Source organism: uncultured Streptococcus sp., assembly GCF_963536705.1.
Lineage (GTDB): Bacteria > Bacillota > Bacilli > Lactobacillales > Streptococcaceae > Streptococcus.
The window spans coordinates 15,891-41,243 of record NZ_CAUTAP010000021.1 but is presented as its reverse complement, the minus strand read 5'-3'; the positions used below and the strand labels follow the sequence as shown (position 1 = coordinate 41,243).

At 44.2% G+C, this 25,353-nt stretch carries 27 protein-coding genes and 1 pseudogene; 9 read left to right on the top strand and 19 right to left on the bottom strand.

Annotated features, from left to right (window positions below; genetic code table 11):
* Positions 1-54 precede the first annotated feature (54 nt).
* The 11 genes and pseudogenes from nagA to RWX26_RS10560 form a co-directional block, all read right to left on the bottom strand.
* Positions 55-1,002, bottom strand: a pseudogene (nagA, locus tag RWX26_RS10610) (N-acetylglucosamine-6-phosphate deacetylase); the annotation flags it as partial.
* A 239-nt stretch (positions 1,003-1,241) separates the two neighbouring features.
* A complete protein-coding gene (gene rbfA / locus RWX26_RS10605) occupies positions 1,242-1,592 on the bottom strand; it encodes a 30S ribosome-binding factor RbfA (RefSeq protein ID WP_002893555.1) in 351 nt (116 codons plus the stop codon).
* Positions 1,593-1,767: 175 nt separating this feature from the next.
* Positions 1,768-4,560, bottom strand: a complete 2,793-nt coding sequence (infB, locus tag RWX26_RS10600) for a translation initiation factor IF-2 (protein WP_314581569.1) — start codon at positions 4,558-4,560, stop codon at positions 1,768-1,770.
* A 19-nt stretch (positions 4,561-4,579) separates the two neighbouring features.
* A complete protein-coding gene (locus tag RWX26_RS10595) occupies positions 4,580-4,876 on the bottom strand; it encodes a YlxQ-related RNA-binding protein (RefSeq protein WP_125337795.1) in 297 nt (98 codons plus the stop codon).
* Complete coding sequence (rnpM, locus tag RWX26_RS10590) at positions 4,869-5,165, bottom strand: RNase P modulator RnpM (RefSeq protein ID WP_002893558.1); 297 nt, start codon at positions 5,163-5,165, stop codon at positions 4,869-4,871. Before rnpM ends, RWX26_RS10595 begins: the two co-directional genes overlap by 8 nt.
* 10 nt (positions 5,166-5,175) lie before the next feature.
* A complete protein-coding gene (gene nusA / locus RWX26_RS10585) occupies positions 5,176-6,432 on the bottom strand; it encodes a transcription termination factor NusA (protein WP_161800758.1) in 1,257 nt (418 codons plus the stop codon).
* Between the two features lie 59 nt (positions 6,433-6,491).
* Positions 6,492-6,980: a ribosome maturation factor RimP gene (rimP, locus tag RWX26_RS10580; RefSeq protein ID WP_314581574.1), complete on the bottom strand. Its 489-nt coding sequence runs from the start codon at positions 6,978-6,980 to the stop codon at positions 6,492-6,494.
* Between the two features lie 199 nt (positions 6,981-7,179).
* Positions 7,180-7,818 (bottom strand): tRNA (guanosine(46)-N7)-methyltransferase TrmB, encoded by a 639-nt coding sequence (trmB, locus tag RWX26_RS10575; protein ID WP_002927567.1) that lies wholly within the window; start codon positions 7,816-7,818, stop codon positions 7,180-7,182.
* Positions 7,815-8,609: a cell cycle regulator CcrZ gene (gene ccrZ, locus RWX26_RS10570; RefSeq protein ID WP_002893562.1), complete on the bottom strand. Its 795-nt coding sequence runs from the start codon at positions 8,607-8,609 to the stop codon at positions 7,815-7,817. Before ccrZ ends, trmB begins: the two co-directional genes overlap by 4 nt.
* Positions 8,610-8,659: 50 nt before the next feature.
* Positions 8,660-9,706 carry an ABC transporter permease gene (locus tag RWX26_RS10565; protein WP_314581561.1) on the bottom strand — a complete coding sequence of 349 codons (1,047 nt, stop codon included), beginning with the start codon at positions 9,704-9,706 and terminating at the stop codon, positions 8,660-8,662.
* Positions 9,703-10,434: an ABC transporter ATP-binding protein gene (locus RWX26_RS10560; RefSeq protein ID WP_032906116.1), complete on the bottom strand. Its 732-nt coding sequence runs from the start codon at positions 10,432-10,434 to the stop codon at positions 9,703-9,705. Before RWX26_RS10560 ends, RWX26_RS10565 begins: the two co-directional genes overlap by 4 nt.
* Before the next feature lie 68 nt (positions 10,435-10,502).
* Between RWX26_RS10560 and RWX26_RS10555 the strand changes: the two genes are divergently transcribed.
* Both RWX26_RS10555 and RWX26_RS10550 read left to right on the top strand, forming a co-directional pair.
* Positions 10,503-10,913 (top strand): HIT family protein, encoded by a 411-nt coding sequence (locus RWX26_RS10555; RefSeq protein WP_002927571.1) that lies wholly within the window; start codon positions 10,503-10,505, stop codon positions 10,911-10,913.
* Positions 10,914-10,922: 9 nt separating this feature from the next.
* Positions 10,923-11,210 carry a hypothetical protein gene (locus RWX26_RS10550; protein WP_002896907.1) on the top strand — a complete coding sequence of 96 codons (288 nt, stop codon included), beginning with the start codon at positions 10,923-10,925 and terminating at the stop codon, positions 11,208-11,210.
* Positions 11,211-11,330: 120 nt separating this feature from the next.
* Here the strand turns inward: RWX26_RS10550 and brpA are convergent, their stop codons facing one another.
* The 5 genes from brpA to RWX26_RS10525 all read right to left on the bottom strand — a co-directional run bounded on the left by brpA (position 11,331) and on the right by RWX26_RS10525 (position 15,868).
* On the bottom strand, positions 11,331-12,569 hold the full coding sequence (gene brpA, locus RWX26_RS10545) for a biofilm formation/cell division transcriptional regulator BrpA (RefSeq protein WP_002927574.1): 1,239 nt from the start codon (positions 12,567-12,569) through the stop codon (positions 11,331-11,333).
* A 7-nt stretch (positions 12,570-12,576) separates the two neighbouring features.
* Entirely contained in the window at positions 12,577-13,098 is a 522-nt protein-coding gene (locus RWX26_RS10540; protein WP_002927577.1) for a GNAT family N-acetyltransferase, read from the bottom strand.
* Entirely contained in the window at positions 13,091-13,531 is a 441-nt protein-coding gene (gene tsaE / locus RWX26_RS10535; protein ID WP_314581551.1) for a tRNA (adenosine(37)-N6)-threonylcarbamoyltransferase complex ATPase subunit type 1 TsaE, read from the bottom strand. Before tsaE ends, RWX26_RS10540 begins: the two co-directional genes overlap by 8 nt.
* Positions 13,532-13,670: 139 nt before the next feature.
* On the bottom strand, positions 13,671-15,092 hold the full coding sequence (locus RWX26_RS10530) for an NCS2 family permease (protein WP_314581548.1): 1,422 nt from the start codon (positions 15,090-15,092) through the stop codon (positions 13,671-13,673).
* A gap of 146 nt (positions 15,093-15,238) precedes the next feature.
* Entirely contained in the window at positions 15,239-15,868 is a 630-nt protein-coding gene (locus tag RWX26_RS10525) for a DUF1361 domain-containing protein (RefSeq protein WP_314581546.1), read from the bottom strand.
* Between the two features lie 96 nt (positions 15,869-15,964).
* Here RWX26_RS10525 and RWX26_RS10520 point away from each other — a divergent pair, with 96 nt between their 5' ends.
* From RWX26_RS10520 to RWX26_RS10495, 6 genes are all read left to right on the top strand, one after another.
* Positions 15,965-16,777 (top strand): Cof-type HAD-IIB family hydrolase, encoded by an 813-nt coding sequence (locus RWX26_RS10520; protein ID WP_268685607.1) that lies wholly within the window; start codon positions 15,965-15,967, stop codon positions 16,775-16,777.
* Positions 16,778-16,994: 217 nt separating this feature from the next.
* Complete coding sequence (gene adhP, locus RWX26_RS10515; RefSeq protein WP_314581541.1) at positions 16,995-18,014, top strand: alcohol dehydrogenase AdhP; 1,020 nt, start codon at positions 16,995-16,997, stop codon at positions 18,012-18,014.
* Positions 18,015-18,475: 461 nt separating this feature from the next.
* The gene (locus tag RWX26_RS10510) at positions 18,476-19,471 is read left to right on the top strand and encodes a PTS sugar transporter subunit IIB (protein WP_002893577.1); all 996 of its coding nucleotides are present in this window, start codon (positions 18,476-18,478) and stop codon (positions 19,469-19,471) included.
* 44 nt (positions 19,472-19,515) lie between these two features.
* Positions 19,516-20,322: a PTS mannose/fructose/sorbose transporter subunit IIC gene (locus RWX26_RS10505; protein WP_002893578.1), complete on the top strand. Its 807-nt coding sequence runs from the start codon at positions 19,516-19,518 to the stop codon at positions 20,320-20,322.
* Between the two features lie 18 nt (positions 20,323-20,340).
* Positions 20,341-21,282 carry a PTS system mannose/fructose/sorbose family transporter subunit IID gene (locus RWX26_RS10500; RefSeq protein ID WP_002893579.1) on the top strand — a complete coding sequence of 314 codons (942 nt, stop codon included), beginning with the start codon at positions 20,341-20,343 and terminating at the stop codon, positions 21,280-21,282.
* Between the two features lie 70 nt (positions 21,283-21,352).
* A complete protein-coding gene (locus RWX26_RS10495; RefSeq protein WP_002920098.1) occupies positions 21,353-21,715 on the top strand; it encodes a DUF956 family protein in 363 nt (120 codons plus the stop codon).
* Positions 21,716-21,902: 187 nt separating this feature from the next.
* On the opposite strand, the gene RWX26_RS10490 is transcribed toward RWX26_RS10495, so the two are convergent.
* From RWX26_RS10490 to RWX26_RS10480, 3 genes are read right to left on the bottom strand one after another with little or no spacing between them, the layout of a single operon-like run.
* A complete protein-coding gene (locus tag RWX26_RS10490) occupies positions 21,903-22,535 on the bottom strand; it encodes a GNAT family N-acetyltransferase (RefSeq protein ID WP_223338016.1) in 633 nt (210 codons plus the stop codon).
* A gap of 13 nt (positions 22,536-22,548) precedes the next feature.
* Complete coding sequence (locus RWX26_RS10485; RefSeq protein WP_314581537.1) at positions 22,549-23,127, bottom strand: NAD(P)H-dependent oxidoreductase; 579 nt, start codon at positions 23,125-23,127, stop codon at positions 22,549-22,551.
* A complete protein-coding gene (locus RWX26_RS10480) occupies positions 23,120-23,677 on the bottom strand; it encodes a TetR/AcrR family transcriptional regulator (RefSeq protein ID WP_223338014.1) in 558 nt (185 codons plus the stop codon). The genes RWX26_RS10485 and RWX26_RS10480 overlap by 8 nt, the downstream gene beginning before the upstream one ends.
* Before the next feature lie 309 nt (positions 23,678-23,986).
* On the opposite strand from RWX26_RS10480, the gene serS reads away from it, so the two are divergent.
* Positions 23,987-25,264 (top strand): serine--tRNA ligase, encoded by a 1,278-nt coding sequence (serS, locus tag RWX26_RS10475; RefSeq protein ID WP_314581533.1) that lies wholly within the window; start codon positions 23,987-23,989, stop codon positions 25,262-25,264.
* The last annotated feature ends 89 nt before the right edge of the window (positions 25,265-25,353 follow it).

Genomic DNA, 25,353 nt, shown 5'->3' with positions numbered 1-25,353 from the left:
TACACATCTGACGCTGCCGACGACTTAATAGGTGTAGATCTCGGTGGTCGCCGTGTCATTAAAAAAGAGGATAGAGCCAGCTAGATTGCCCGTTGACTTGAGCCGAGCGGTTCCTTCGGTCACAACCACTGGAAATTCTCCCAGCATGTAGTCACCATCTTCAAGGCCTCCTGCGGTCATACAGTCAGTAATGAGAGCAATATTTTCATGTCCCTTTTGCTTGAGCAAGATGTCACAGGCCTTAGGGTCCACATGGTGGCCGTCACAAATCAGTTCCGCATAAGTGTGGGGCAACTCGTACATGGCACCAACCATGCCCAGCTCCCGGTGGGTCAAGCCCCGCATACCATTGTATGCATGCACCCAGACACTAGCACCTGCTTCGACCGCAGTTTTGGCTTCATCATAGGTTGCGTTAGAATGCCCCAGAGCAACGGTCACGCCTTCATCAGTCAACGTGCGGACAAATTCCTCCACACCTTCACGCTCTGGCGCGAGAGCTATCTTATTGAGCAAGCCATTTGCGGCCTTCTGCCAAGCACGAAACTCATCCATGCTAGGATCTTTCATATAGGCAGGGTTTTGGGCACCCTTATACTTCTCGGTGAAGTAAGGCCCTTCAAAATAGAGACCGCGAATCTTGGCCCCGCTGGCTTCTTGATAGCGAGCACCGATATTTTCAGTGACTGCTAAGAGGCGCTCATAGGATGAAGTCAGGGTTGTTGGTAAAAAGCTGGTCACACCGGTAGTCAAGAGACCCTCACTCATGGTATGAAGAGTTCCTTCGATGTTATTGTCCATGACATCAACACCGCCGAAGCCGTGAATATGAGTATCCACCAGACCTGGTGCAATTGAGTAGCCGCTGTAGTCTATGACTTCTGCATCCTGCGGAACAGACTGCACCAACTTGCCAAACTTGCCGTCAATCAGCTCTAAATAACCGCCCTGACGGATTCCTTGAGGATAGAAAAAATGATCTGCTTTGATATATGTAGGCATAAGACTGCCTCCCTTGTTCTTGACTTCTGTATTCTCTGCCATTCAAAACGGAATTCTGTGATAGAGCTAGCATCTTTCTATAGCTACTTTCTAACTCCCGCTTTTGAATCTCTGAGTTTTCTTGACTATATTATAACTCTTTCTTTTTTATTTGTAAATGGTATATACCTATTTTTGCAAAAATTGTTATATTAAATTAAAAAATAAGAAAACCCAGCCATAACAGCTGAGTTTCTGCTTTATTTTTTCTCTAAATCGCGCAGCATCTGGTCGATTTTATTGCCATACTCGATGGATTCGTCCTTGACAAAGGTCAAATCTGGAATCTTGTACATCTTCAGATTATGACCCAGCTCTCGCTTGATGGTACCGGTCGCTTTTTCCAGACCGGTCTGAGCTTTTTGATTATCAGAGGCCAGATTGCTCATAATCGTGTAGTAGACCTTGGCCATGGACAGGTCGCCCAGCATCTGGACATCGGTAATGGTCACTCCCTGCACCCTCGGGTCCCGAACTTTCTTCTGCAAGATTTCATTGACTTCGCGCTTAATTTCCATGCCCACACGGTCTGTACGAAAATTATTTGCCATGAGATTTCCTTTCTAATTTTTCTCTTCTGCAATATAAGCTAGGCTAGGCCTAGCTTATATTTTAGTTTTAATGAATGAAATTCGATCTAAACTCTTTGTGAAAAAGATGCGAGATTAAAAATATAGACTTTCACCAAAAATGATTTCACTGCGAGTTTTTAACCTACTTCGTATCTTATTTCTTAATTTCTTCCATGATGTAGGCTTCGATCGTATCATCTACTTGGATGTCATTGTAGCCATCAATCATGAGTCCACCTTCACGGCCGTTGGTAACTTCCTTAACATCATCCTTGAAGTGCTTGAGGCTGACAAGCTCCCCATCGTAAATCACGACGCCGTCACGGATAACACGAACCTTGGAATCACGGGTCACTTTACCGTTGATAACCATAAATCCACCGATAGTACCAACCTTGGAAACCTTGAAGGTCTCGCGGATAAGAGCTTCCCCGATGATTTTTTCTTCGTATTCCGGATCCAGCATTCCCTTCATGGCATCTTCCATTTCTTCGATAACCTTGTAGATAATGCTGTGAAGACGGATTTCGACATCATCAGCTTCTGCTTGTTGGCGAGCTTGAGATGTAGGACGAACGTTAAATCCGATGATGAAGGCATTTGAGGCTTCTGCCAGTGTCACGTCAGATTCATTGATAGCACCAACCGCTGAGTGGACGATGGTAATCTTAACGCCTTCCACTTCAATCTTTTGCAGGGAAGCAGACAGAGCTTCTACTGAACCTTGCACATCAGCCTTGATGATAACATTGACAGACTTAACTTCACCAGCTTTGAGGGTATCAAAGAGATTTTCCAGACTGACGCGGTGAGTAGCTTGACGCTGTTTGAGAAGGGCACGTTTGGCACGTTCTTCACCGGCTGCACGCGCAGCTTTTTCATCTTCATAGACCGCAAAGTGGTCACCAGCCATCGGAGTTTCATTGAGACCAGTGATAGACACCGGTGTAGATGGTCCGGCCACCTTAACGCGACGGCCCAGGTCATTGGTCATAGCCCGAACCCGACCGAAGGTATTTCCAACAACGATTGGATCCTGCACATTCAGAGTTCCCTGCTGAACCAGAAGGGTTGCGACAGCACCTTTTCCTTTATCCAGACGAGCTTCAATCACTGTACCAATCGCTCGAACAGTAGGATCTGCCTTGAGCTCTTGAATTTCAGCCACCAAGAGGACTGTTTCCAGCAAGCTGTCGATATTTTGATTGAATTTCGCAGAGATTTCGACAAATTCAGAATCTCCGCCCCAAGCTGTTGACATGACACCATGTTCAGCCAATTCACCAATCACGCGCTCAGGATTCGCTCCTGGCTTATCAATCTTGTTGATGGCTACAATGATTGGGACATCAGCCGCCTTGGAGTGGTTGATAGCTTCGATCGTTTGCGGCATAACACCGTCATCAGCCGCTACCACCAGGATAGTGATATCCGTAACAGAGGCACCGCGGGCCCGCATAGAAGTAAAGGCCGCGTGTCCAGGCGTATCCAAGAAAGTAATCTTCTTGCCGCTTTCCTCGATCTGGTAAGCACCGATGTGCTGAGTGATACCACCTGCTTCACCTGTTGCTACACGAGAGTTACGCAGGGTATCCAAGAGGGTTGTTTTACCATGGTCAACGTGTCCCATGATGGTTACAACTGGCGGACGCTCTACCAAGGCATCTTGGTTGATATAACCTTCTTCTACGAAGAAGCGCTCAATGTCAGCTGTGTCAACTTCCACCTTCTTCTTAGCTTCAATACCGTAGTCCACCATGAGGAGCTCAATAGTATCGCCGTCAAGAGATTGGTTTTGCGTTGCCATCACGCCCATCATAAAGAGCTTCTTAACAATTTCAGCTGGCTCGCGCTTGATCCGTTTTGCAATTTCTGCAACGGTCATTCCGTCTGTATATTCAAATTCAGTTGGCAACTCATGGAACTTACGTTCTGTAACAGGTTTTGGTGCCTGGTTATTGTTGCCCTTTCCTTTTTTATTTTTCTTGTTTTTATTCCAATTACTATTTCTTTGATTTCTCACTTGATTTTGACTGCTTCGATTCTTTTGTTGTTTTCTTGGACCTTCTTCTTCGCGATCAAAATCATCGCGCTTCTTATCTGGTCGAGCTTGCTTCTTACGACGCGTATCCACAGCGGCTGGCGCTGGGCTTGGATTCGCTGCTGGAGCAGACGGAGCTGGTGCAGGCTGAACTGGTGCACTTGCTTCTGCCTTAGGCTGCTCCTTACGGCGATTTTGCCGTTCCATAACTTCTTTTGCTTCCTGAGCTTGCTTAAAGCGTTCCTCGCTGGAGCGAGCGTATTCAGCATTCTGCTCTGCTTTCAAAGCTGCTGCCCGAGCCTTAAAGTCAATCTTTGGTCCTTGAGGCTGTTGGCGGTTTTGACCGTTAAATCCTTGATGATTCTGACCATTGCGGCGGCCATCTTGACTACGATTATCGCGACGGTCATTTGGACGATTGCCCCTATCTCGGTCGTTGCGATTTCCGCGATTCTTATTTCGACTATCACGGTCCTCACGTTTGCCTTGCTCTTTGTTTTGTGGTTTGCGGTTGCCTTGCTGCTTCCGACGTTCTGCCTCTTCTTTGGCTCTCGCTTCACGTTCTGCCTTAAAGTTCCGGCTTTGTGGGCGCTTGACTGGCGCTACCGTTTCTGCTTTCGCTTCTGGCTTAGCAGTTACTTTTGCTTCTGTCTGTTCTGCCTTGACTGGTGCCGCCTCTTTGGCAGGAGCTTTTTGCGGTGATGGCTGAGCTGCTGCAGGCTTTTCTGCAGTAGCTTGAGGTGCGGCTGCTTTCTTGAAGCTGGATTTGATTCGCTCACCAGCGTCAGCTTCTACGCTGGACGAATGACTTTTGACATCCAGACCCAGCTCCTTCGCACGAGCCACTACCTCCTTGCTTTCTTTTCCCAGTTCTTTGGCGATTTCATACAATCTTACTTTAGACAAATCTTGTCCTCCTCTTCTATTACATAAGAGACCTCATTTTCTTTGTAAAACCAGCATCTGTCACGGCGAGCACTTTTCTAGCCTTGCCAATGGCAGAGCTTAATTCCAGTGTTGAAAACACGGTTGATACTTCTACTTGGTAGTAACGACTTTTATCAGTGATTTTCTTGCTGAGATTAGGAGATGCATCCTGGGCCAAAAAGACCAGATGTGCTTTTCCCTCCTGGATAGCTTTGACGGTCAGCTCCTCACCAGAAATGATGCGGCCAGCCCGCTGAGCCAGACCCAGCAAATTTGCAAGTTTCTCTTTATTCAAGACCTAACTCTCTTCTTTTGACCTTATGATCGACATAAGCAATTAACTCATCATAGAAAGCCTCATCCACTTCCATACTAAAGCTGCGGTTAAAGACCCGCTTCTTCTTAGCCTGAAGGGCTTCTTGATTGTCCAGCTTGATATAGGCTCCACGGCCGTTGGCCTTTCCTGTCGGATCGATAAAGACTTGACCTTCCTTGTTCTTGACAATCCGCAGCAAATCACGCTTGTCAATCACTTCGTTGGACACCACTGATTTTCTTAAAGGGATTTTTCTTGTTTTTGCCATTCCAGCCCCCTTAATCTAGTTCTTCAGCTTCGCTTTCTATACCAGCTGTTTCTAGTACAGTTTCCTCTGCAGCTGCGTCAAAGTCTGTTGCTTCTGCTGCTGAAACTTCTGTCTCTAGAACAGCTGCATCCGCAAGAATTTCTTCTGCTTCCTGAGCAAATCCGCCCAATTCATTGGCTGCTTCCATTTCTTCAAACTCTGTGGCAGACTTGATATCGATTCTAAAGCCTGTCAAATGAGCTGCCAAGCGTACATTCTGTCCGCGACGGCCGATAGCCAGAGAAAGCTTGTTGTCCGGTACGACAACCAAGGCCCGCTTGTTATCTTCTTGGTTAAAGATAACTTGGTCAACCTCTGCAGGAGCAATAGCGTTGTAGATAAATTCAGCTGGATCTGCTACCCACTCGATGACATCGATATTTTCTTCAGTCGGTACCATACGTCCGCTCTTTGGATCGTATTTGGCAGGATGGAACTTGCTCGTAATTTTCTTGATATTGGCTCCACCACGTCCGACGATTGTTCCGATGGCATCCACATTAGGGTTGTGGCTGCGAACCGCCACCTTGGTCCGATCGCCTGCTTCCCGTGATACGCTCATGATTTCTACAGTTCCGTCATAGACTTCAGGGATTTCCTGCTCCATCAAGCGCTTGATCATTTCTGGATGGCTGCGGCTGACAAAGACATTGACACCACGAGGATTATCTTCTACCTTGTAGACAAAGACTTCGATGCGGTCATGAGAGGCAAATACCTCGCCAGGAATCTGGTCTTGCTTCGATAATTGTGCTTCAATGCTACCAAGATTGACATAGATAAAGCGATTGTCAAAACGCTCTACCGTTCCTGACATGATTTCATTTTCATGTTCTTTGTAGGTATTGTAAGTGATAGCACGGGTTTGCTTGCGCATCTTTTCCATGATGGTCTGCTTAGCAGACTGAGCTGCTACGCGGCCAAATTCAGCTGGCGCTTCTTCAAACTTGATCTTATCTCCTAATTCATAGGCTGAACTAATAGCCAAGGCATCTTTGAGACTGATTTCCAAACGGCTGTCAAAGACCTCGTCCACGACTTCACGAACAGTATAGACACGGAAATCTCCTGACTTTTCGTCAAACTCAATGGCTGCACTGTCTGCCTGACCATAACGACGACGATAGGCTGAGCGGAGTGACTCGGTCACCGCGTCAATGATATCTTCTTTCTTGATTCCTTTGTCTTCTTCCAAAATGCGGAAGGCCTCTAGCATTTCTTTACTCATTTTCATGTAACTTTTGCCGAAACAAAAGTGTTCCTTTCTTTTCTATATTGCTTCTGCGGCTAAAACTTAACGGCTAATCTGGCTTTGGAAACCAGACTGTAGGGAATTTCGACTTCTTTTCTGCGAGTCTTGTCCAGATATTCCATGTGCAGAACATCCTCTTCAAAGCTCAGCAAGGTGCCTTCAAAGACTTTCTGCTTGTCAACAGCCTTATAGAGACTGACATGGATATAACTGCCGACTGCATCAGCTAGCTGTTCCTTGGTCTTGAGCGGACGCTCCAAGCCCGGACTGGTCACTTCCAGAAAATACTGTTCCGGGAAGGGATCTGGCTTGATTTGATCCAAGATCGGACTGATAATATCCGTCAAATCCGCTGTGTCATTGACCGTAATGCCCTCAGGCTTATCTACAAAGACACTGAGAACGTAGTCTCCGCCCATCTTTCCGTACTCAATATCGACTAATTCATAGGGGGGCAGAATGGCTGGTTCAATAACCTCCCTCACCAATTCAACAATCGTTGCGATATGACGACACCTCCTCACAGATAAGAGGCGAAGATACTTCCTCGCCTCTCTTTCCTTATTCATTACTAGTATTATAGCACGACAAGTCCCAGAATGCAAGGGAAATGTGCCATGCAAGCTTGTTAAGACAGAATTCCACTTAAAACACTCTTATTTTTAAGTAAAATTCTTTCCTAATAATAAAGTCTTCAAGGAGTATTTCCTCGAAGACTCTTTCTTATTCAAACACTGCTTCCACGCGGTAGATGACTTGTCCCTTGTTAGCAAATTTCTGCTCATACTCAGTCAGGACATTGTCTTCAAAGTCGCTGGCATGCAAATCTAACCACACGCCCTTTAACTTCATACCATACTGTGAAAAGCTTACTAGGCTATATTCAAAAAGACCGCGGTTGTCCGTTTTGAAGTGGATTTCTCCATTTTCCGGCAAAATCTGCTGATAGGTCGCCAGAAAGGACTGATAGGTCAGACGGCGCTTTTCATGACGTTTCTTGGGCCAAGGATCCGAGAAGTTCAGATAGAGGCGGTCAATCTCGCCCTCTTCAAAATAATCAGTCAGATCCGAACCGTCCACCCAGAGAAGCTTGATATTGGGCACATCCGTTGCTAGCACCTTGTCCAAGGCATAGCTGAGGACCGATTTCTGGATATCAATCCCAATGTAGTTGATATCCGGATTGGCCTTGGCCATACCGGACACAAAAGCTCCTTTGCCGCTACCAACCTCTACATGAATGGGGTGATCATTGCCAAAAATCTCCTGCCATCTGCCCTTGGCATCTGCCGGATTCAAAATCACATACTGGGGATGCGCCTCTAGCAGTTCCGTCGCTCCCTTACGATTCCTTACTCTCATTGTCCTCTTCCGTATTTGGAACGGAAGTTTCGTAATGCGTAAATCTCCCGGTTCACATTTTCTAAATCATTGTTTTCATAGTATTTGGCAATCTGCATCAGATAAGAATACTGACCAAACCAGTATAGCTTATTGAAAACAGTCTGATTATACTTATAGCCATAAGCGCTCAGCCACTCTTGCCAACCTGAATCAGGCACATAATGGCTTAAAATATGAGCTACATCCATCATCCTGTCTGTCAGACGCACAGAATCCCAATCCACTAAGTAAATAAGCCCGCTGTCGGTCTCTACCCAATTGCTGTGACGCACATCTCCGTGAACGATGGTTGCATAATCCTCACGAAAGGCCGGCACAGTCTGTCGCAGGTCTCGGATAACTGATTGCAGATATTGATTATTTCTCAAAGCAAGCGGCACTTGATTGAGCCAAGCATTCAGCAAATCAGTCGGCGTTTCCAAAGTATAGCCCAGCTTGGTCAGCTGCGTCATCAATGGGCGCGAGCGATGCAGCCGAGTCAAAATATTGATTACTTGCTTTTTGGACATATCATTTGGGGTCAGAATAGTGCCTGAAAGCCATTCCTGCCCGCTCATTACGTTTCCGTCCGGCATCCGGCGGCTCCACAAAAGCTGCGGTGCGATTTGTTCTCGAGCTAAGCCTGCTAAGATAGGGGTTGTATTCATCTTGACGAAAACGCGCCCCCCGTCCGGATAAGTCCCCATATAGGCCTTTCCGCTCTTACCAGCTATCGGTGTCAGGGTCAGCTCGTTATCAACCAAGTCCATGTTTCCCCTCCGTAAAAAGTTTCTTTATCATTTTACTAGTTTTACCTCTTTTAGTCAACCAATCTCCGTAACTTAAACGGCAGATAGAACAGATAGAGTAGGGCAGTTGCTCCCAGCATGGCCAGCACTGCTGTCTTGTCTTGGAAAAAGATCAGAGAAGTCAGCACTTCAGCCAAGAGAACACTGCTGCCAATAGATGTGATAATTTGTCTTGCTCCCTTCAGCTTTTCCCCTCCTTCTATCGGAAAAAGCTGGGTCAAAAACTGATAGTCAAAAGCTTCATACAAGGCCGTCAGCTGGAAGACTAAGAGGTAATTGAACAAGACCGCAAAAGCCGCAGCAATCCAAGCTTGACTGACAAAAATCAAGGCCAAAAGAGCTAGAAAGAGCAGTCTTAAGGTTAGAGCAAAGAAGTCTCCATTTCGCAAGTAAGAACGCAAAAAGAGATTCTGCCAGGTCTTGCTATGCTGCTTGCCCACAAGTCTCGTCAAACCATCAAGATAGGCCCTGCGCTTGACACTGTTTGAAATACCTTTAACATTGGTAAAGAGAGCAAAGAAGCGCAGAATCATCTGCTTTCGGGCTGCTTCATAAGCCACCAGAGACTGCCAATCTAGGCCATTTTCAGTAAAGAACTTCTTGGCCTTAGCCTGAAACAAAAACCATTTCAAGACTAGCATAAGGAGGCAGTAAAGCCCAAAGCCCCAAACAGGCAATCCCAGAGCCAGAAAAAGCGGAGCCAGTAACAGTAAGATTCCAGTCTGTAAGACTGCGTACAAGAGATAGGAACGCAGAATCTGAGCCTTGATAAAAGCCCTGACTTCTGCTTCTCTGACCAAGAGAAAGAGAACATCCGGCTTTTCCAGATAGGTCGCAATCCGTCCAAAAGGCAGTATAAAGAGCGATAGAATAACTAGACTGGCAATAATGGGGAGGTGATTGGTCGGGAAATGCCGCAAAAGCTGACTGTACTGAACACCTAAAAATCCCATAAAAATCAGAAGAAAGAGCACGAAATGATCATTAAAAACATAACGCAGGTATTTCAAACATTGCTGACGAAAATCCTGCTTTCGTTTGGCAAATAATTCTTTCATAGCGCCGCCTCTTCTGTCAGGGCTAGATAGATGTCATTCAGACTAGCATCCGGCATTTGAAATTGAGCCCGCAACTCAGTCAAGCTGCCCTTGGCCCGTACTTGACCCTTGTGCAAGATTACAAAACTATCGCACATCTTCTCAGCAGAGTCCAGAACATGGGTGCTCATCAGAATGGACTTGCCCTTCTTCTTTTCCTCATCTAAGAGTTGGATAAGGTCTGCAATAGCTACCGGATCCAGACCCAGAAAAGGCTCATCTACGATAAAAAGGCTGGGATCAACTACAAAAGCACAGATAATCATCACTTTTTGCTTCATCCCTTTTGAAAAGTGAACAGGGAACCAATCTAATTTTTCCTTGAGTCGGAACATTTCCAGCAACTTATCCACACGCTCAAAAGCTGTCTCCTGCTCAATGTCGTAAGCCATAGCTACCGTCTCAATGTGCTCGCGCAGGGTTAATTCTTCATAGAGACTAGGCGTTTCTGGAATAAAACCGATTTTCTTGCGGTAATCGCTGGGATTGGTACGCAGCTCCAGTCCATCAATTTGAATCTGCCCCTTATAAGGCGTCAAAAGACCGATAATCTCATTGATGGTCGTGGATTTGCCCGCGCCGTTGAGACCGATCAGACCAACCAGCTGGCCATTGCCCACTTCAAAGCTGACATCCTTTAAAACTGGGATATTAACATAGCCGCCCGTAAGCTCTTTGATTTCTAACATATTTTCTCCGAATTCTGGTATAATGGTTCTTATATTATAACAAAATCTAGCGAATAGAGGTACCATTTATGGCTGATTGTATTTTTTGTAAAATTATTGCCGGAGAAATCCCTTCTTCTAAAGTCTACGAAGACGAGAAAGTCCTTGCTTTTTTGGATATTTCCCAGGTAACACCAGGTCATACCTTGGTTGTCCCTAAAGAGCATTTCCGAAATGTGCTGGATATGGATGCTGAAAGCACCAGTCAGCTCTTTGCTCGCGTACCTGACATTGCTCGAAAGGTGATGAAAGCCACAGGTTCAGCTGGTATGAATATCATCAACAACAACGAAGAAATTGCTGGACAGACTGTCTTTCATACCCATGTGCATTTGGCACCGCGCTATAGTGATGCAGATGACCTCAAGATTACTTTCGCAGCCCACGAACCAGACTTTCCGGCTCTGGCTGAATTAGCTGAGAAGATTGCACAAGCTTAAGGAGGGACTATGAAACTTTCAAATATTTTCCTATTTATCGGTGCCGCAGCAGCCAGCTACAAACTGGTTGAAAACCGACAAAAAATTCAAGAAGAAATCATTGAAACAACAGATAGCCTAGACAAAGTAAAGGACAGTCTAGCCAATATCCAACGAAATATTGCCATCATTCAAGAGCAAAAAGAGCAGGTCAAAGACATTGCTCAAGATCTTACTTATAAATATAAAGTCCTTGAAAACCAAGCTCAAGTGCAGATCCAGCAAGTCAAAGACATCTGGGAAAAGTACGAGTCTTGATAGAGAAAAGGTGGGTGATAGGGAAACAAAAACTCCAATCCACTACCGCGTCAAGAACTTTCCGCCATAACCAAAAGAGACCGAGACATTTTGTCCCAGCCTCTTTTTATATTTAACTTTTTACTCTGTAGTCGCATTGACTACTGGCTGACTTTGTGGGGTGCTGACACTGACATCTGCAGCTGGGGCAGAGGACGCCGCTGGAGCAACCGGAGTCGTATTCGTAGTTCCAACTGTTGTATCTGTCGTCGGATAAGAATAATTCTCATAACCATTATTATAAGTAGGCTGACTATAAGAATTCTGGTAACTGCTATAGCTTTCTGTGCTGCTAGATGTACTGCTGCTATTGCTGCTTCTTAGACTGTTGCCGCCCATAATATCTTCATAGAGAACAGCATTGGTCTTCAGACTCTTAACTGTGTCCAAGCCCAGAGACTTGCGGATTAGATTCTGCATGCTCAGCAGATGCTCTGACGTCACTAGCTGATAGCTTCCACCGTCAGGCAAGGTCGCGTCTTCTCCACGTAGCTGCTCAGACTTGATGTTTTTAAAGGCATCCTGATAGCCTAGCAGTTGAGGAATGCTTTTTGAATCAAGCGCAATATTGGTCTGCATATTGCTGCTGACAGCTTTTAAAATGGCCTGATAATGGCTGACACTGTTGAGACTGAGAACTTTTTCAACCACTTTCTTAATTACTTCACGTTGACGCTTTTGGCGGCCATAGTCACCCTCAGGATCCTGATAACGCATGCGAGCATAGACCAGTGCCTGATCACCATTGATGGTTTGCTTGCCTGGCTCAACCTTGGCAGTATACTCAGGCTCATTATCCTCAATAGAAATTGGGAAGTCAAAGGTATTATTGACCTCAATACCGCCTACTGCGTCTACTAGCTGAACCAAGCCCTGCATATTGATCATCACATAGCGGTCGATGTGGATATTCATCAAGCCCTCAATAGTCGAAATGGCTAACTCTGCTCCGCCATTCGCATAGGCTGCATTCAGTTTGGCTTCAACTGTCTGACCGTTTTCGTCAATCTGAGTCAGAATATCACGTTCCAAACTCATCATGACTGTTTTCTTGGTCTTGGGATTGACACTCAGGAGAATCATGGTATCGCTGTTCCCGACCCAAGTATCCTCGCGGGATCCGCTCCCTGTATCTACACCCATCAGCAAGATAGTCATGGGCTTAGTTGCAGAAATAACATCTGTCTCATTTCCCAAACCCTTATAAGTCTTGGACAGTTCATCTGTTGACTGACCATAAATCGTCCAAGCATAAGTACCGATACCAGCTGTCGTTACGACAAGGAGGCTGAGAAACATCATTATAATCTTTTTAAACATATCTTTTTTAGTCTATCAGTTTACCCATCAGGTAAACATCAAGAAATTTCCCTTCTTTTAAATAGGCTCCTCTTTTTTGTAAGCCTTCAATTTCAAATCCTAAATCTTTATAAAGGTGAACCGCTCGTTCATTTCTAACCTGAACGCTCAATTCCAAACGTCGAATAACTTGAGAATCCTCTGCCCAAGTCAGTGCCTCTTCCAGCAGTATGCGTCCCAGTCCTTGGTTCCAGAATGCTTTCTTCACCACGACAAAGACTTGACCAATATGGCGAATTCGCTCATGGAAATCAGCTGTGATGCTGACAAGACCGGCAATCTCACCATCTAAAAGTGCCAACAGATAAAGCTGATTACTAGAAGCAGCCTGATGCTCAATGAATGAAGCCATCTCCTCTTGATTCATCAAAATTCCAGCTTCATCCAGCGTCATATAATCTGACTCAGACCCGACCTGATTGAGGAAGGCAATCAGCTCAGCAGCATCTGTTTTTTCCGCTTCTCGCAAGCACAATTCATATTCAGTCATTCTGCAGTCCCTCAAGCAGCTCTTGGGCTCGCTTTCCTTTGGCTTCAAAAACCAATTCACGCCCATCTTCCTTTTTCAAGAGGCTTAATTTTAAATAGTTATCAGGCAGATTTTCTCCCAGCAGCTCCCCCCATTCAATGACCGTCACACCCTCCCCGAAGAGAAAGTCATCCAAATCAATGGAATCCGGATCGTCTCCGATGCGGTAGACATCCAGATGGTAGAGTGGCAAGCGCCCCTCGTATTCCCGAACAATGGTATAGGTTGGACTTTTAATCATCTGACTGATGCCCAAACCTAGAGCCAGACCCTTAGTAAAGGTTGTCTTCCCTGCTCCTAAATCTCCCGTTAAAACCAGTACGTCCCCTGCCTGAAGCAATTTGCCCAGACGCTGACCCTGCTGGATTAATTCTTCCTCATTATGACTAAACATTCTCTTATTATACCAAAAAAAATTTTTTTCTGCTTAATTTTGCAAAAGAAAAATCAGCCAGGAAAAGCTGATTTTTTATACTGAAAATATAAGCTATCCAAACTTTACTAGACACAAGGAAATCCAGCAATGTTTAGACCTAATTTAAAGCCAAATTTACGAAATTCAAAATAAAGAGAAGATCCAAAATCCAAATCATAGAATGCACATCCTTGGCTTGACCTTTGAAGATTTTGACCAAGGTATAGGTGATAAATCCAGCTGCTATCCCGTGAGTGATAGAGTAGGCAAATCCCATAAAAATAGAAGTAAAGAAAGCTGGAATGGCTTCTGTCATATCATCCCAATGGATATTTTTCAGACTAGCCAACATCATAATCCCAACAATAATCAGAATCGGTGCAGTTGCAGCATTAGGAACGATAGCCAAGAGCGGGCTAAAGAAGCTTGACACCGCAAAGCAGATGGCTACGACCAAGGCGGTCAGACCTGTTCGGCCTCCAGCTCCGATACCAGCTGCAGACTCCACATAAGTCGTCACGTTAGAGGTTCCAGCAATGGCGCCAATAGAAGTTCCGATGAGGTCCGAGTAAAGCGCCTTATCTAAACCTTCTGATTCATGGTTTTCCCCAGAAGTCGCCACAATCCCGACCTTTTCACCAGTCCCAATCAAAGTACCAATAGTATCAAAAATATCTGTCAATGAGAAAGCCAGAATGGCCATACATGTCTGGGGCCAGCGAGCTGAATCTGCTAAAAGGGCACCAAGACCTTTCGGACCTACTGCCACCCCAAAAATCTGTCCCAGTTCATTAACAGCAGTAGCAATGTTATTCTGCCCAAAGTCAATGGCTGACAAATCAACCAAGCCAACCAGAATAGCCACAACTGTCGTGACTAGGATGGATAGGATAACACCACCCTTGATGTTTTTCACAATAAAGAAGATTGTGATGGCCAAACCGACCAAGGCTACGAGGACCGCTGGATTGTTAAAGTCTACCAGGCCTGGAGTTGCTGCTGAATTAGCCGTAATAGCCGCTGCAGCTTTATCTGCTCCCTTGCCAGCTACTGTATAGTTTCCCGGATCGATTGAAAACTTGAGCAAGCCAGCATTTTTAATACCTACATAAGCCAGAAAGACTCCGATCCCTGCCGAGATAGCTGCTCGCAAGGAGCCTGGAATTGACTCGATGATCATCTTACGCACCTTGGTCAAAGTGATAATAAGCGAAATAATTCCGCAGATAAAGACCATAGCCAAGGCTTCCTGCCAAGTGTAGCCCAAGGCAAAGACGACCGTAAAAGTGAAAAAGGCATTCAACCCCATGCCCGGCGCCTGCGCATAAGGCAGGTTGGCAAAGAAGGCCATCATCAAGGTGCCGGCAACAGCCCCGATAATCGTAGCTAGGAAAACACCCTGCTTAGGCATACCAGTCTGAGCCAGCATAGCTGGATTGACGAATAAAATGTAGGACATGGCAAAGAAAGTCGTCAGACCAGCCAAAACTTCTGTCCGGACATCTGTCCCTTTTTCGGTCAGTTTGAAAAATTTATCCATTTTTCAATAAATCTCCTTTTGAGTAAAATTTCTAATATCTAGTTCAAAAAACAAATAAAAACAGATTTAAATCTGTTTATTTGCGAACGATATTTTAAATTATAATAAAAAACATTCACTTTTTCAAGATGAATGTCTCGCTATTCTTATTTTTTATTATCTCTCATCAGAAATACCAAACTCATAAACTGTAAAAAAGTAAAACCAAGAATGAAAGGCAGTCGATCAGGCTGCAAAGTTTGCAAGAGTTTCTGTAGAACCAGCTGAGGATGAAGCAATAAATCCCAGCTATTAAGGCGATCATAACGTCCTATATAGATAGCCAGACTGGACACAACAGACAGAGCTGCCGTCAGCAATAGATCCAAATACCAGTTAAGCTTCCAGCCTTCCTTGATGACATACCAGCTCTCCATCCCACAGAAAATCCCGAATAAAATACTGGAAACAAAAGCTAAAAAGAGCAGAAAAACACTTGGCTTACTCAGAACATCTGCCACCCAAATCATATGAATCAAATCTGTAATCATATAGAAAGTGTTAGGGAAGAAAAGCAACCACAGCAGGAAAAGAAAAGGATAAGCCCACTTCTGCTTCTTGAATAAAAGTGTCAATACAGCCGCATCATAGCTGATTAAGGCCAAGGTCATATTCCAGATGAGATAGGTCGGACCGCCATTTAGAGATTGGATATAGATAAAAAAAGCAATCATCAGAAAAAGAGCATGAATCATGATCGGTTTACGCATACGAAAAGCTCCTCCTTGGTGTGTCATAATTGTGACTGATTAGAGCACCATTATAACATAAGTCGTGTTATTTACACTGAATTCTGTTATAATAGTCTGTATTATCACTGAAAAGAGACTCACATGACAAAAAAAGTAATCGCTGTGGACTTAGACGGAACCTTGCTGGATTCTAACAGCAATCTGTCTGACTTCACCAAAGAAACCATCAAAAAAATTTCCCAAAAGGGCCACAAGGTCATTATCACAACAGGCCGGCCCTACCGTATGGCTTTGAAATATTATAAAGAATTAGAGCTCAATACGCCCATGATCAATTTCAACGGCTCTTTGACTCACATTCCAGAAAAGAAATGGGATTTTGAAAAATCGCTGACGCTGGATAAATCCTTTCTGCTGGATATGGTTAAGCGCAGGGATGAGATTGAAGCGGATTTCATTGCTGGCGAATACCGCAATAAGTTCTACATCACAAATCCCAATGAAGAAATCGCTGATCCCAAGCTCTTTGGCATCGATGCTTTCAAACCAGAAAACCAGTTTCAAGCCAATCTGGTAACGGAGAATCCTAACGCCATTCTCCTGCAGACCCGAGCAGCTGACAAATATGCTCTGGCAGAGGAAATGAATGCTTTTTACCAGCATGAACTTTCTATTAACTCATGGGGCGGGCCACTCAACATCCTAGAGTGTGCTCCCAAGGGTGTCAATAAGGCCTTTGCCCTTCAGTACCTACTTAATATTCTCAATGTAGACCGTAAAAATCTGATTGCCTTTGGCGATGAACAAAATGATACTGAGATGCTGTCCTTTGCTGGCACTGGCTATGCCATGAAAAATGCTAATGCCGCCCTACTGCCCTACGCTGACCAGCAGTTATCTTTGACCAATGACCAAGATGGCGTCGCCCACGAGCTCAACAAACTCTTTTTATAAAAGTAGACAATTAGGCAAACTCTGTTCGAGAGTTTGTCTTTTATTTTTTTCTTCTCTCAAACTCCGTTAGTTGCAAAAAGCTTTAAAAATAGGAGTTTATCAGCTATGTCAGAATATTAGAGTGAATCCACGCTTAATTTTGTAAGCGTTTGCCGTTTGTTTGAGTTTGTGATATAATTAACATAATCAAAAACTAAATAACAGGAAGAAACTACTTATGAAAGCAGTTGTTGTAAATCCAGAGGGAACTAATGTCCAACTCGTTGAAAATAAAGAAATGCGTCTGCTTGAAACAGGGGAAGCTCTCGTTGACATCGAATATTGCGGTGTCTGCCATACGGACCTGCACGTCGCACATGGTGACTTTGGCAAAGTGCCAGGTCGCGTTCTTGGGCATGAAGGTATCGGTATTGTCAAAGAAATCGCTCCAGATGTAAAAAGTCTCAAAGTCGGAGACCGCGTCAGTGTCGCTTGGTTCTTTGAAGGCTGCGGCGCTTGTGAATACTGTACAACTGGCCGCGAAACCCTTTGCCGTACAGTAAAAAATGCTGGTTATTCCGTTGATGGTGGGATGGCAGAGCAATGTATCGTAACAGCTGACTACGCTGTCAAAGTCCCTGAAGGACTCGATCCTGCCCAAGCTTCTTCTATCACTTGTGCCGGTGTAACTACCTACAAGGCTATCAAAGAAGCCCAGCTGCAACCAGGCCAATGGACAGTTATCTTTGGAGCAGGTGGATTGGGTAACCTAGCGGTTCAATATGCTAAGAAGGTCTTTAATGCCCATGTTGTCGCTGTTGATATCAACAATGATAAGTTAGCTTTGGCCAAAGAAGTTGGTGCTGATATCGTTATCAACGGCCATGAAGTTGAAGATGTCGCTGCTCTTATCCAAGAAAAAACTGGCGGTGCGCATTCTACCGTAGTAACAGCTGTTTCTAAAGTTGCCTTCAACCAAGCGGTGGACTCTGTTCGTGCTGGCGGTCGGGTAGTTGCCGTTGGATTGCCATCTGAAATGATGGACCTCAGCATTGTCAAAACCGTTTTAGATGGTATCCAAGTCATCGGTTCCCTCGTTGGTACTCGCAAGGACTTGGAAGAAGCCTTCCAGTTTGGCGCTGAAGGATTAGTGGTTCCTGTCGTTCAAAAGCGCCCTGTTTCAGATGCAGTGGATGTCTTTGACGAAATGGAAGCGGGTACCATTCAGGGACGTATGGTACTTGACTTCACACACTAATGTTTTAAAGCATTTCAGTCCCAACATTTACCAAACTCTTGGAAACTTATGATGGACAGACTTGATATTATTTAGAAACTTTTGCCATTATAGAGGGAGACTAAAGACATAAGATGCGATTTTTTGTCTTTGGTCCTCCTCTTTCTTTTTTGATAAATAAACACTTTCTCAAACAAAATTCTCTTCTGTCATTTCAAAAGTCTCTTTCATATTATTTCAACGTTTTTTCATATATTAACCTATTGTATTTTCTGTTTTCCTAATTTATTAAAACATTTCTATAGCTATGGTTTGCTTATACCTATATTTATCAGGGTTTCAGGAAATACTGACATTTTTGAAAGAAAAAGTCGTTTTTAGGAACAAACGCTTGCATTTTTCATGAAAACGTTTTATAATAAACTTGCCTTAAAGTTTTCTTAAAACTTAAGTCAAACATTTTATAAGGAGGAATGTCAATAATGAGTATCGGAATCATTATTGCTAGCCACGGTGAATTTGCTGCTGGTATTCATCAATCAGGTTCTATGATTTTCGGTGAGCAGGAAAAAGTACAAGTTGTTACTTTTATGCCCAACGAAGGACCAGATGATCTCTATGCAAAGTTCAATGACGCTGTGGCTTCGTTTGATGCGGACGATGAAGTGTTGGTCTTGGCTGACCTTTGGAGTGGCTCTCCATTCAACCAAGCTAGCCGTGTCATGGGTGAAAATCCTGACCGCAAGTTCGCTATCATTACAGGCTTGAACCTGCCTATGCTGATTCAAGCTTATACAGAAAGGATGATGGATGCCAACGCCGGCGTTGAAGCTGTGGTTGCTAACATTATCAAAGAAGCCAAGGAAGGAGTCAAAGCCCTGCCTGAAGAGCTAAATCCTGCTGCTGAAGAAGCAAATGCTCCTGCTGCAGCTGCTCCAGTTGCCCAAGCAGCGATCCCTGAAGGAACTGTAATCGGTGACGGCAAGCTCAAAATCAACCTTGCTCGGATCGACACACGCTTGCTGCACGGTCAGGTAGCAACAGCTTGGACGCCAGATTCAAAAGCAGATCGTATTATCGTTGCCTCTGACTCAGTAGCTCAAGATGAACTTCGTAAAGAATTGATCAAGCAAGCTGCACCAGGTAATGTCAAAGCCAATGTTGTCCCAATCGACAAATTGATTGCTGTTTCAAAAGATCCTCGCTTTGGCAACACACATGCCTTGATTCTGTTTGAAACTCCTCAAGATGCCCTTCGTGCTGTTGAAGGCGGTGTGCCAATCAAGACCCTTAACGTTGGTTCCATGGCTCACTCAACTGGTAAAACGATGGTCAACAACGTACTGTCAATGGACAAGGAAGACGTTGCCACATATGAAAAACTGCGCGACCTTGGCGTTGAATTCGACGTACGTAAAGTACCAAATGACTCTAAAAAAGATTTGTTTGATTTGATTAAGAAAGCCAACGTGCAGTAGAATCAAACGTTTTGCTTCTATTAATTTATGAAAGGATTTAGAACATGTCTATTATTTCTATGGTTTTAGTAGTCTTTGTTGCCTTCTTAGCCGGTCTAGAAGGTATCTTGGACCAATTCCAATTCCACCAACCGCTGGTTGCTTGTACCTTGATTGGACTGGTAACTGGTAATTTGGCTGCCGGTGTTATGCTGGGTGGCTCTCTCCAGCTGATCGCTCTTGGCTGGGCTAATATCGGAGCTGCTGTAGCACCTGATGCCGCCCTCGCTTCTGTTGCCGCTGCCATCATCATGGTACTGGGTGGAGACTTCTCAAGCAAAGGAATCGCTGTAGCACAAGGTGTTGCTATTCCACTTGCTGTTGCTGGTCTCTTCTTGACTATGATTGTCCGCACTTTGTCAGTCGGTTTGGTTCACGGTGCAGATGCTGCTGCGAAAAAAGGAGACATTAAAGGAGTTGAACGCGCTCACTTTATCGCTCTCTTCATGCAAGGAGCACGTATTGCTATCCCTGCAGCACTTCTTTTGATGATTCCTGCTGAGTCTGTTAAATCTGCTCTTGAAGCTATGCCAGCTTGGCTATCAGAAGGTATGCAAATCGGTGGTGGTATGGTCGTAGCCGTTGGTTATGCCATGGTTATCAACATGATGGCAACTCGTGAAGTATGGCCATTCTTCGCTATTGGTTTCGCTTTGGCTGCTGTCAGCGAACTCACTCTGATTGCCCTCGGTGCAATTGGTGTCGCTATTGCCCTCATCTACCTCGCTCTGTCTAAAAAAGGCGGAAATGGCGGTGGCGGAGCAACAGCTTCATCTAACGATCCAATCGGCGACATCCTAGAAGACTACTAAGAAAGGAGACACACTATCATGACAGAATTAAATACTGTAAAACCTGATGAGTCAGGAAAATTGACTCTTTCAAAGGCTGACCGTCAAAAAGTTTGGTGGCGTTCTACTTTCTTGCAAGGCTCTTGGAACTACGAACGTATGCAAAACTTGGGCTGGGCTTATTCACTGATTCCAGCTATTAAGAAGCTTTATACTAAAAAAGAAGATCAAGCTGCTGCTCTTGAGCGTCACTTGGAGTTCTTCAACACTCACCCATATGTTGCAGCTCCAATCATCGGAGTTACACTTGCGCTTGAAGAAGAAAAAGCAAATGGTGCAGCAATTGACGATGCGGCTATCCAAGGGGTTAAAATCGGTATGATGGGACCTCTGGCTGGTATCGGAGACCCTGTCTTCTGGTTCACAGTTCGTCCTATCCTTGGAGCACTTGGAGCATCTCTTGCTTTGACCGGAAATATCATTGGTCCACTTATCTTCTTCTTAGCTTGGAATGCTATCCGGATGGCTTTCCTCTGGTACACACAAGAATTGGGCTACAAGGCTGGTTCTGAAATCACTAAAGACATGTCTGGTGGTATCCTCCAAGACATTACCAAAGGTGCTTCAATCCTAGGTATGTTTATCTTGGCTGTTCTGGTTGAGCGCTGGGTATCTATTAAGTTTGTCTTTAACGTATCATCTGTTAAGCTAGATGATAAAGCATATATCCATTGGGACAAATTATCTAGTGGCTATAAGGGTATCCAAGAAGCCTTTGCTCAAGTAGGTCAAGGACTATCTCAAACCCCTGAAAAAGTTACAACTTTCCAACAAAACTTGGATTCCTTGATTCCTGGTTTGATGGGACTGCTTCTAACTTTCGCTTGTATGTGGTTGCTTAAGAAGAAAGTGTCCCCTATCACAATCATCATCGCCCTCTTCGTAGTTGGTGTACTAGCTCACGTTGCTGGTTTGATGTAATCAAAAAGAAGGTTTCGACCTTCTTTTTATTGTGGTATAATAGCTATATTATTTAAAAGGGAGTTACTCTATGGCACAGTCACAAAACAAAACAGTTGAGTTTAATACCACTGGCGTATCCTATCTTGGATTAGGCGGAAAGGTTGGGAAATTTCTAATCGGCGAGACAGCTCTGGAGTTTTATGCTGATGCCAATGTAGAAGATTATATTCAGCTGCCTTGGACTAGCATCACTACTATCGGTGCTAATGTTTCTGGCAAAAAAGTCAGCCGCCATTTTGAAATCTGGACTGACAAAGGAAAGTTTCTCTTTGCCTCCAAAGACTCTGGTAAGATTCTCAAAATTGCACGAGAACATATTGGCAACGACAAAGTCGTTAGATTGCCGACTCTGTTACAAAAAATTGCTGGAATCTTTAAGAAGAAAAAATAGGGTTGAAAAAGTTTCAACCTTATTTTTTATATTTTCGACTAAGACAAAAGCTGCTTGTATCAGCAAAATGGAGCTAGCACAAAAAATTGAAAAGTGAAACAGGTTTGAGAATGCACTATTTCAGTCCCTTGAAATGATTGGGTGGGGTAAGCTGATATTATCAATGCAAGACCGCATCATTAGATCTTCAAAAAGTATAAACATCAGCTAATTTTTTCTCGAAAGTCCATGTCTTGACACCTTCAACATCACGGACATCTAACTGCTTAAATCCGTTCTTTTTGTAAAAACGACAGTTGCTTTCTGTATGAGTAATCAAAGTAAGCCGCTGGCATTTCTCTTCTTTTGCAAGCAACTCAAGTCCTTTTGAGATAAAAAGACCGCCAACTCCCTGCCCTTGATAATCAGGCAGCACACCCAGTAGTTCAAGATAAAGAGTTGAAACACTCCTTTTCTTAGCTTCTTTACTGCCCTCCCCAAAGACTTTTTGAAAAGCTAAAAGCTGAGGAATATATTGCCACATCCTCCATGCTCCTGCCCGCAAAAAGGAAAGTATACCGACAGGATGGCTACCGAGCTTATGAATAGTAGCGACTGCCATAAGACGCCCGTCCACTTCAGCAAGCAGACAAATATGATGACGCATCGCTGCCTTAACCATAACTGCATGCAATCTATTTAGAAAATCAATATAAGACTGGCTACTGCCAAAGAGAGGGCGGAATTTTTCTCTGTAGATCTCATGCTCAGCAAAAGCAGCAGTTAAAACTGAGACCACAGCAGCAAGCTCCCTTTCATCTGCTCTTCTAAAACGAATCATGATAGCTACCTCTTCAAATCTTTTCTGCTAATTTTTCTAAAAAAGCTTGACGTTTTTCAGCTGTAGACTGAGAAATATTCCCGAAATTCAACCAACGGCGCTGTCTAGCGCCGATAGACTTAAAGGTATGGCCCAACATGGCTTTCTTGACGACATCACCACAGAAATACTTAAGATAGAAGGTCGGTGCTGCAGAGGTAGTAATAGCCAATACCTCTTTAATATTGGTCAGACGACCAACTAACTGGCGAGTCTTCGTCTCCTCGTAAATCTTATTTTTCAAAAATACCTTATCTTCAAAGCCCTTGACAATAGCTGGCATATCCGCCCACCAGATAGGAAAAATCATGATAAGGCGGTCACAGGACGCAAGAGCTTCCTGATATTTTAAAACCAGCGGGTCTAGTGCCTGCCCTTTATTAAAAATCGCTAGCTCTTCCTTGGTATAGACAGGATTAAAACCATCCTCATAGAGATCGACCAGTTCATAGGTCTGACCTTTCTTCTCCAACAAGTCCTGAACCTGCTCTAAAATAGCATGGTTAAAGCTTTTATCATAGGGATGTGCATAAACAATGAGATTTTTAATCATGTTTGTAACCTCCTAGTAAATCATTGAACATTGAGCGATAGACTTCCTCATCAAAAGGCTCTAAGCCTTTGGCAATAAAATGACCATAGCCTGTGATGAAGGTGTCCAGTTTGAGCAAGAGAATCTTTTTCTCTTTCTGACTCTCAATAGGCAGCCGATCCAGATAATCTACTGTCTTATTCCCAATTTCCAGAAGCTCACCTTTCCGGTAAGCCTCTATCGCCACAGGACTGAAAAAGAGAAAATCCATCATCCGACTGTTAGTTTCATATTCCGATAAAAGAAAGAGTCCTATCTGCCAAATGCAATCCAGAGGATCAGAGACTCCATCTAGATACTGCCCCTCTAAACGCTTAAGCTGCTTCTGGTTTTCCAAAAGACAGACCTGATAGTAAAGTTCCTCCTTATTCTCAAAAGCCTTGTAAAAAGCACCAGTTGTAACCCCCAGCAGAGATGCCAGTTTCCTCAGGGGGATATTCTGATAGCCATACTCTCTGATAAGCTGGCTTGCCTTTTCAATCATACGGTCGCGTGTTGTTTGTTTTACCATAAGAACTCCTTCAGATAACTACGTTACCTTTATTTAAAGATAACACAGTTATCTTTTTCTGTCAAGATTTTTCCTATCCTGGGATTTACATTTTCCGGAAAATCCTGTATAATAGTTGAAACGGATAAGTACTATTGGGCACTTTTCAGAAAGTCTGCGGTGGCTGTGAGCAGATAAGGAGAAAATAGGAAATTCTACCGTTAGTTTAAAAATGAATAATTAAGCAAGTGCACTTTTGTGAAGTTGGATGGAACCGCGGCTATGCCGCTCCAACAGTTTCATAAAGTGCTTTTATTTTTGGAGATACCTATGTTAGATTTAAAACGTATCCGTACAGATTTTGATTCTGTAGCTGAAAAATTAGCTACGCGAGGTGTTGACGCAGCTACCCTTAGCCAAATGAAAACCATAGACAAAGAACGCCGGGATTTATTGGTCAAGGTCGAAGAACTCAAGGCTGAGCGCAATACTGTTTCTGCTGAAATTGCCCAAGCTAAACGCAACAAAGAAAATGCAGATGACAAGATTGCTGCCATGCAAAAACTCTCTGCTGAAGTCAAGAACTTAGACGCAACCTTGGCTGAGCTAGACGCTAAGTTGACCGAGTTCACCACCACGTTGCCTAATATTCCGCACGAAAGTGTTCCTGTCGGAGCAGATGAGGACGAAAATGTCGAAGTTCGTCGCTGGGGTACGCCGCGCCAATTTGACTTTGAAGCTAAAGCTCACTGGGATTTGGGTGAAGATTTGGACATCCTAGACTGGGAACGTGGGGCAAAAGTTACTGGTGCTCGCTTCCTCTTCTATAAGGGATTGGGAGCAAGACTTGAGCGTGCTATCTACAACTTCATGCTGGATGAGCATGGCAAAGAAGGCTACACCGAAGTCATCACTCCTTATATGGTAAACCACGATTCCATGTTTGGGACTGGGCAATATCCTAAGTTCAAAGAAGATACGTTTGAGCTAAGCGATACCAACTTCGTTCTGATTCCGACTGCTGAAGTTCCGCTGACCAACTATTACCGAGGCGAGATTCTTGACGGAAAAGAATTGCCAATCTACTTCACAGCTATGAGTCCATCATTCCGCTCTGAAGCTGGCTCTGCTGGTCGTGACACGCGCGGTCTCATTCGTCTGCACCAATTCCACAAGGTTGAAATGGTGAAATTTGCCAAGCCAGAAGAATCTTATCAAGAGCTAGAAAAGATGACTGCCAACGCTGAAAACATCCTGCAAAAGCTGAATCTGCCTTACCGCGTTGTAGCACTCTGTACTGGAGATATGGGCTTCTCGGCCGCTAAGACCTACGACTTGGAGGTTTGGATTCCGGCTCAGAACACCTACCGTGAAATCTCTAGTTGCTCTAACACAGAAGATTTCCAAGCTCGTCGAGCTCAAATCCGCTACCGTGACGAAACAGATGGCAAGGTCAAACTCCTTCATACTCTCAACGGTTCTGGACTGGCCGTCGGACGCACAGTGGCAGCTATCTTAGAAAATTACCAAAACGAAGATGGCTCTGTGACTATCCCAGAAGTTCTGCGTCCGTACATGGGTGGATTAGAAGTTATCGCACCAAAATAAAAAGCAGATCATACTGATAATTTGCCTGTATCATTAGGTCTAAGTTCAGACTTATTTTGCTAAAATTAAAAAAATCCGAGATCAACTCA

Coding starts and splice junctions, on each gene's coding strand:
- tsaE (WP_314581551.1), bottom strand. CDS start 13,531: ATGTTTAGTCATAATGAGGAAGAATTAATCCAGCAGGGTCAGCGTCTG.
- RWX26_RS10480 (WP_223338014.1), bottom strand. CDS start 23,677: ATGGTAAAACAAACAACACGCGACCGTATGATTGAAAAGGCAAGCCAG.
- RWX26_RS10500 (WP_002893579.1), top strand. CDS start 20,341: ATGACAGAATTAAATACTGTAAAACCTGATGAGTCAGGAAAATTGACT.
- RWX26_RS10490 (WP_223338016.1), bottom strand. CDS start 22,535: ATGATTCGTTTTAGAAGAGCAGATGAAAGGGAGCTTGCTGCTGTGGTC.
- ccrZ (WP_002893562.1), bottom strand. CDS start 8,609: ATGGACTTGGTTGATAACGAGCTGACCCTGACACCGATAGCTGGTAAG.
- adhP (WP_314581541.1), top strand. CDS start 16,995: ATGAAAGCAGTTGTTGTAAATCCAGAGGGAACTAATGTCCAACTCGTT.
- RWX26_RS10555 (WP_002927571.1), top strand. CDS start 10,503: ATGGCTGATTGTATTTTTTGTAAAATTATTGCCGGAGAAATCCCTTCT.
- RWX26_RS10550 (WP_002896907.1), top strand. CDS start 10,923: ATGAAACTTTCAAATATTTTCCTATTTATCGGTGCCGCAGCAGCCAGC.
- RWX26_RS10525 (WP_314581546.1), bottom strand. CDS start 15,868: ATGACACACCAAGGAGGAGCTTTTCGTATGCGTAAACCGATCATGATT.
- RWX26_RS10530 (WP_314581548.1), bottom strand. CDS start 15,092: ATGGATAAATTTTTCAAACTGACCGAAAAAGGGACAGATGTCCGGACA.
- rnpM (WP_002893558.1), bottom strand. CDS start 5,165: ATGGCAAAAACAAGAAAAATCCCTTTAAGAAAATCAGTGGTGTCCAAC.
- RWX26_RS10565 (WP_314581561.1), bottom strand. CDS start 9,706: ATGAAAGAATTATTTGCCAAACGAAAGCAGGATTTTCGTCAGCAATGT.
- RWX26_RS10485 (WP_314581537.1), bottom strand. CDS start 23,127: ATGATTAAAAATCTCATTGTTTATGCACATCCCTATGATAAAAGCTTT.
- serS (WP_314581533.1), top strand. CDS start 23,987: ATGTTAGATTTAAAACGTATCCGTACAGATTTTGATTCTGTAGCTGAA.
- RWX26_RS10560 (WP_032906116.1), bottom strand. CDS start 10,434: ATGTTAGAAATCAAAGAGCTTACGGGCGGCTATGTTAATATCCCAGTT.
- RWX26_RS10505 (WP_002893578.1), top strand. CDS start 19,516: ATGTCTATTATTTCTATGGTTTTAGTAGTCTTTGTTGCCTTCTTAGCC.
- brpA (WP_002927574.1), bottom strand. CDS start 12,569: ATGTTTAAAAAGATTATAATGATGTTTCTCAGCCTCCTTGTCGTAACG.
- RWX26_RS10540 (WP_002927577.1), bottom strand. CDS start 13,098: ATGACTGAATATGAATTGTGCTTGCGAGAAGCGGAAAAAACAGATGCT.
- RWX26_RS10520 (WP_268685607.1), top strand. CDS start 15,965: ATGACAAAAAAAGTAATCGCTGTGGACTTAGACGGAACCTTGCTGGAT.
- rbfA (WP_002893555.1), bottom strand. CDS start 1,592: ATGGCAAATAATTTTCGTACAGACCGTGTGGGCATGGAAATTAAGCGC.
- nusA (WP_161800758.1), bottom strand. CDS start 6,432: ATGAGTAAAGAAATGCTAGAGGCCTTCCGCATTTTGGAAGAAGACAAA.
- trmB (WP_002927567.1), bottom strand. CDS start 7,818: ATGAGAGTAAGGAATCGTAAGGGAGCGACGGAACTGCTAGAGGCGCAT.
- RWX26_RS10495 (WP_002920098.1), top strand. CDS start 21,353: ATGGCACAGTCACAAAACAAAACAGTTGAGTTTAATACCACTGGCGTA.
- RWX26_RS10510 (WP_002893577.1), top strand. CDS start 18,476: ATGAGTATCGGAATCATTATTGCTAGCCACGGTGAATTTGCTGCTGGT.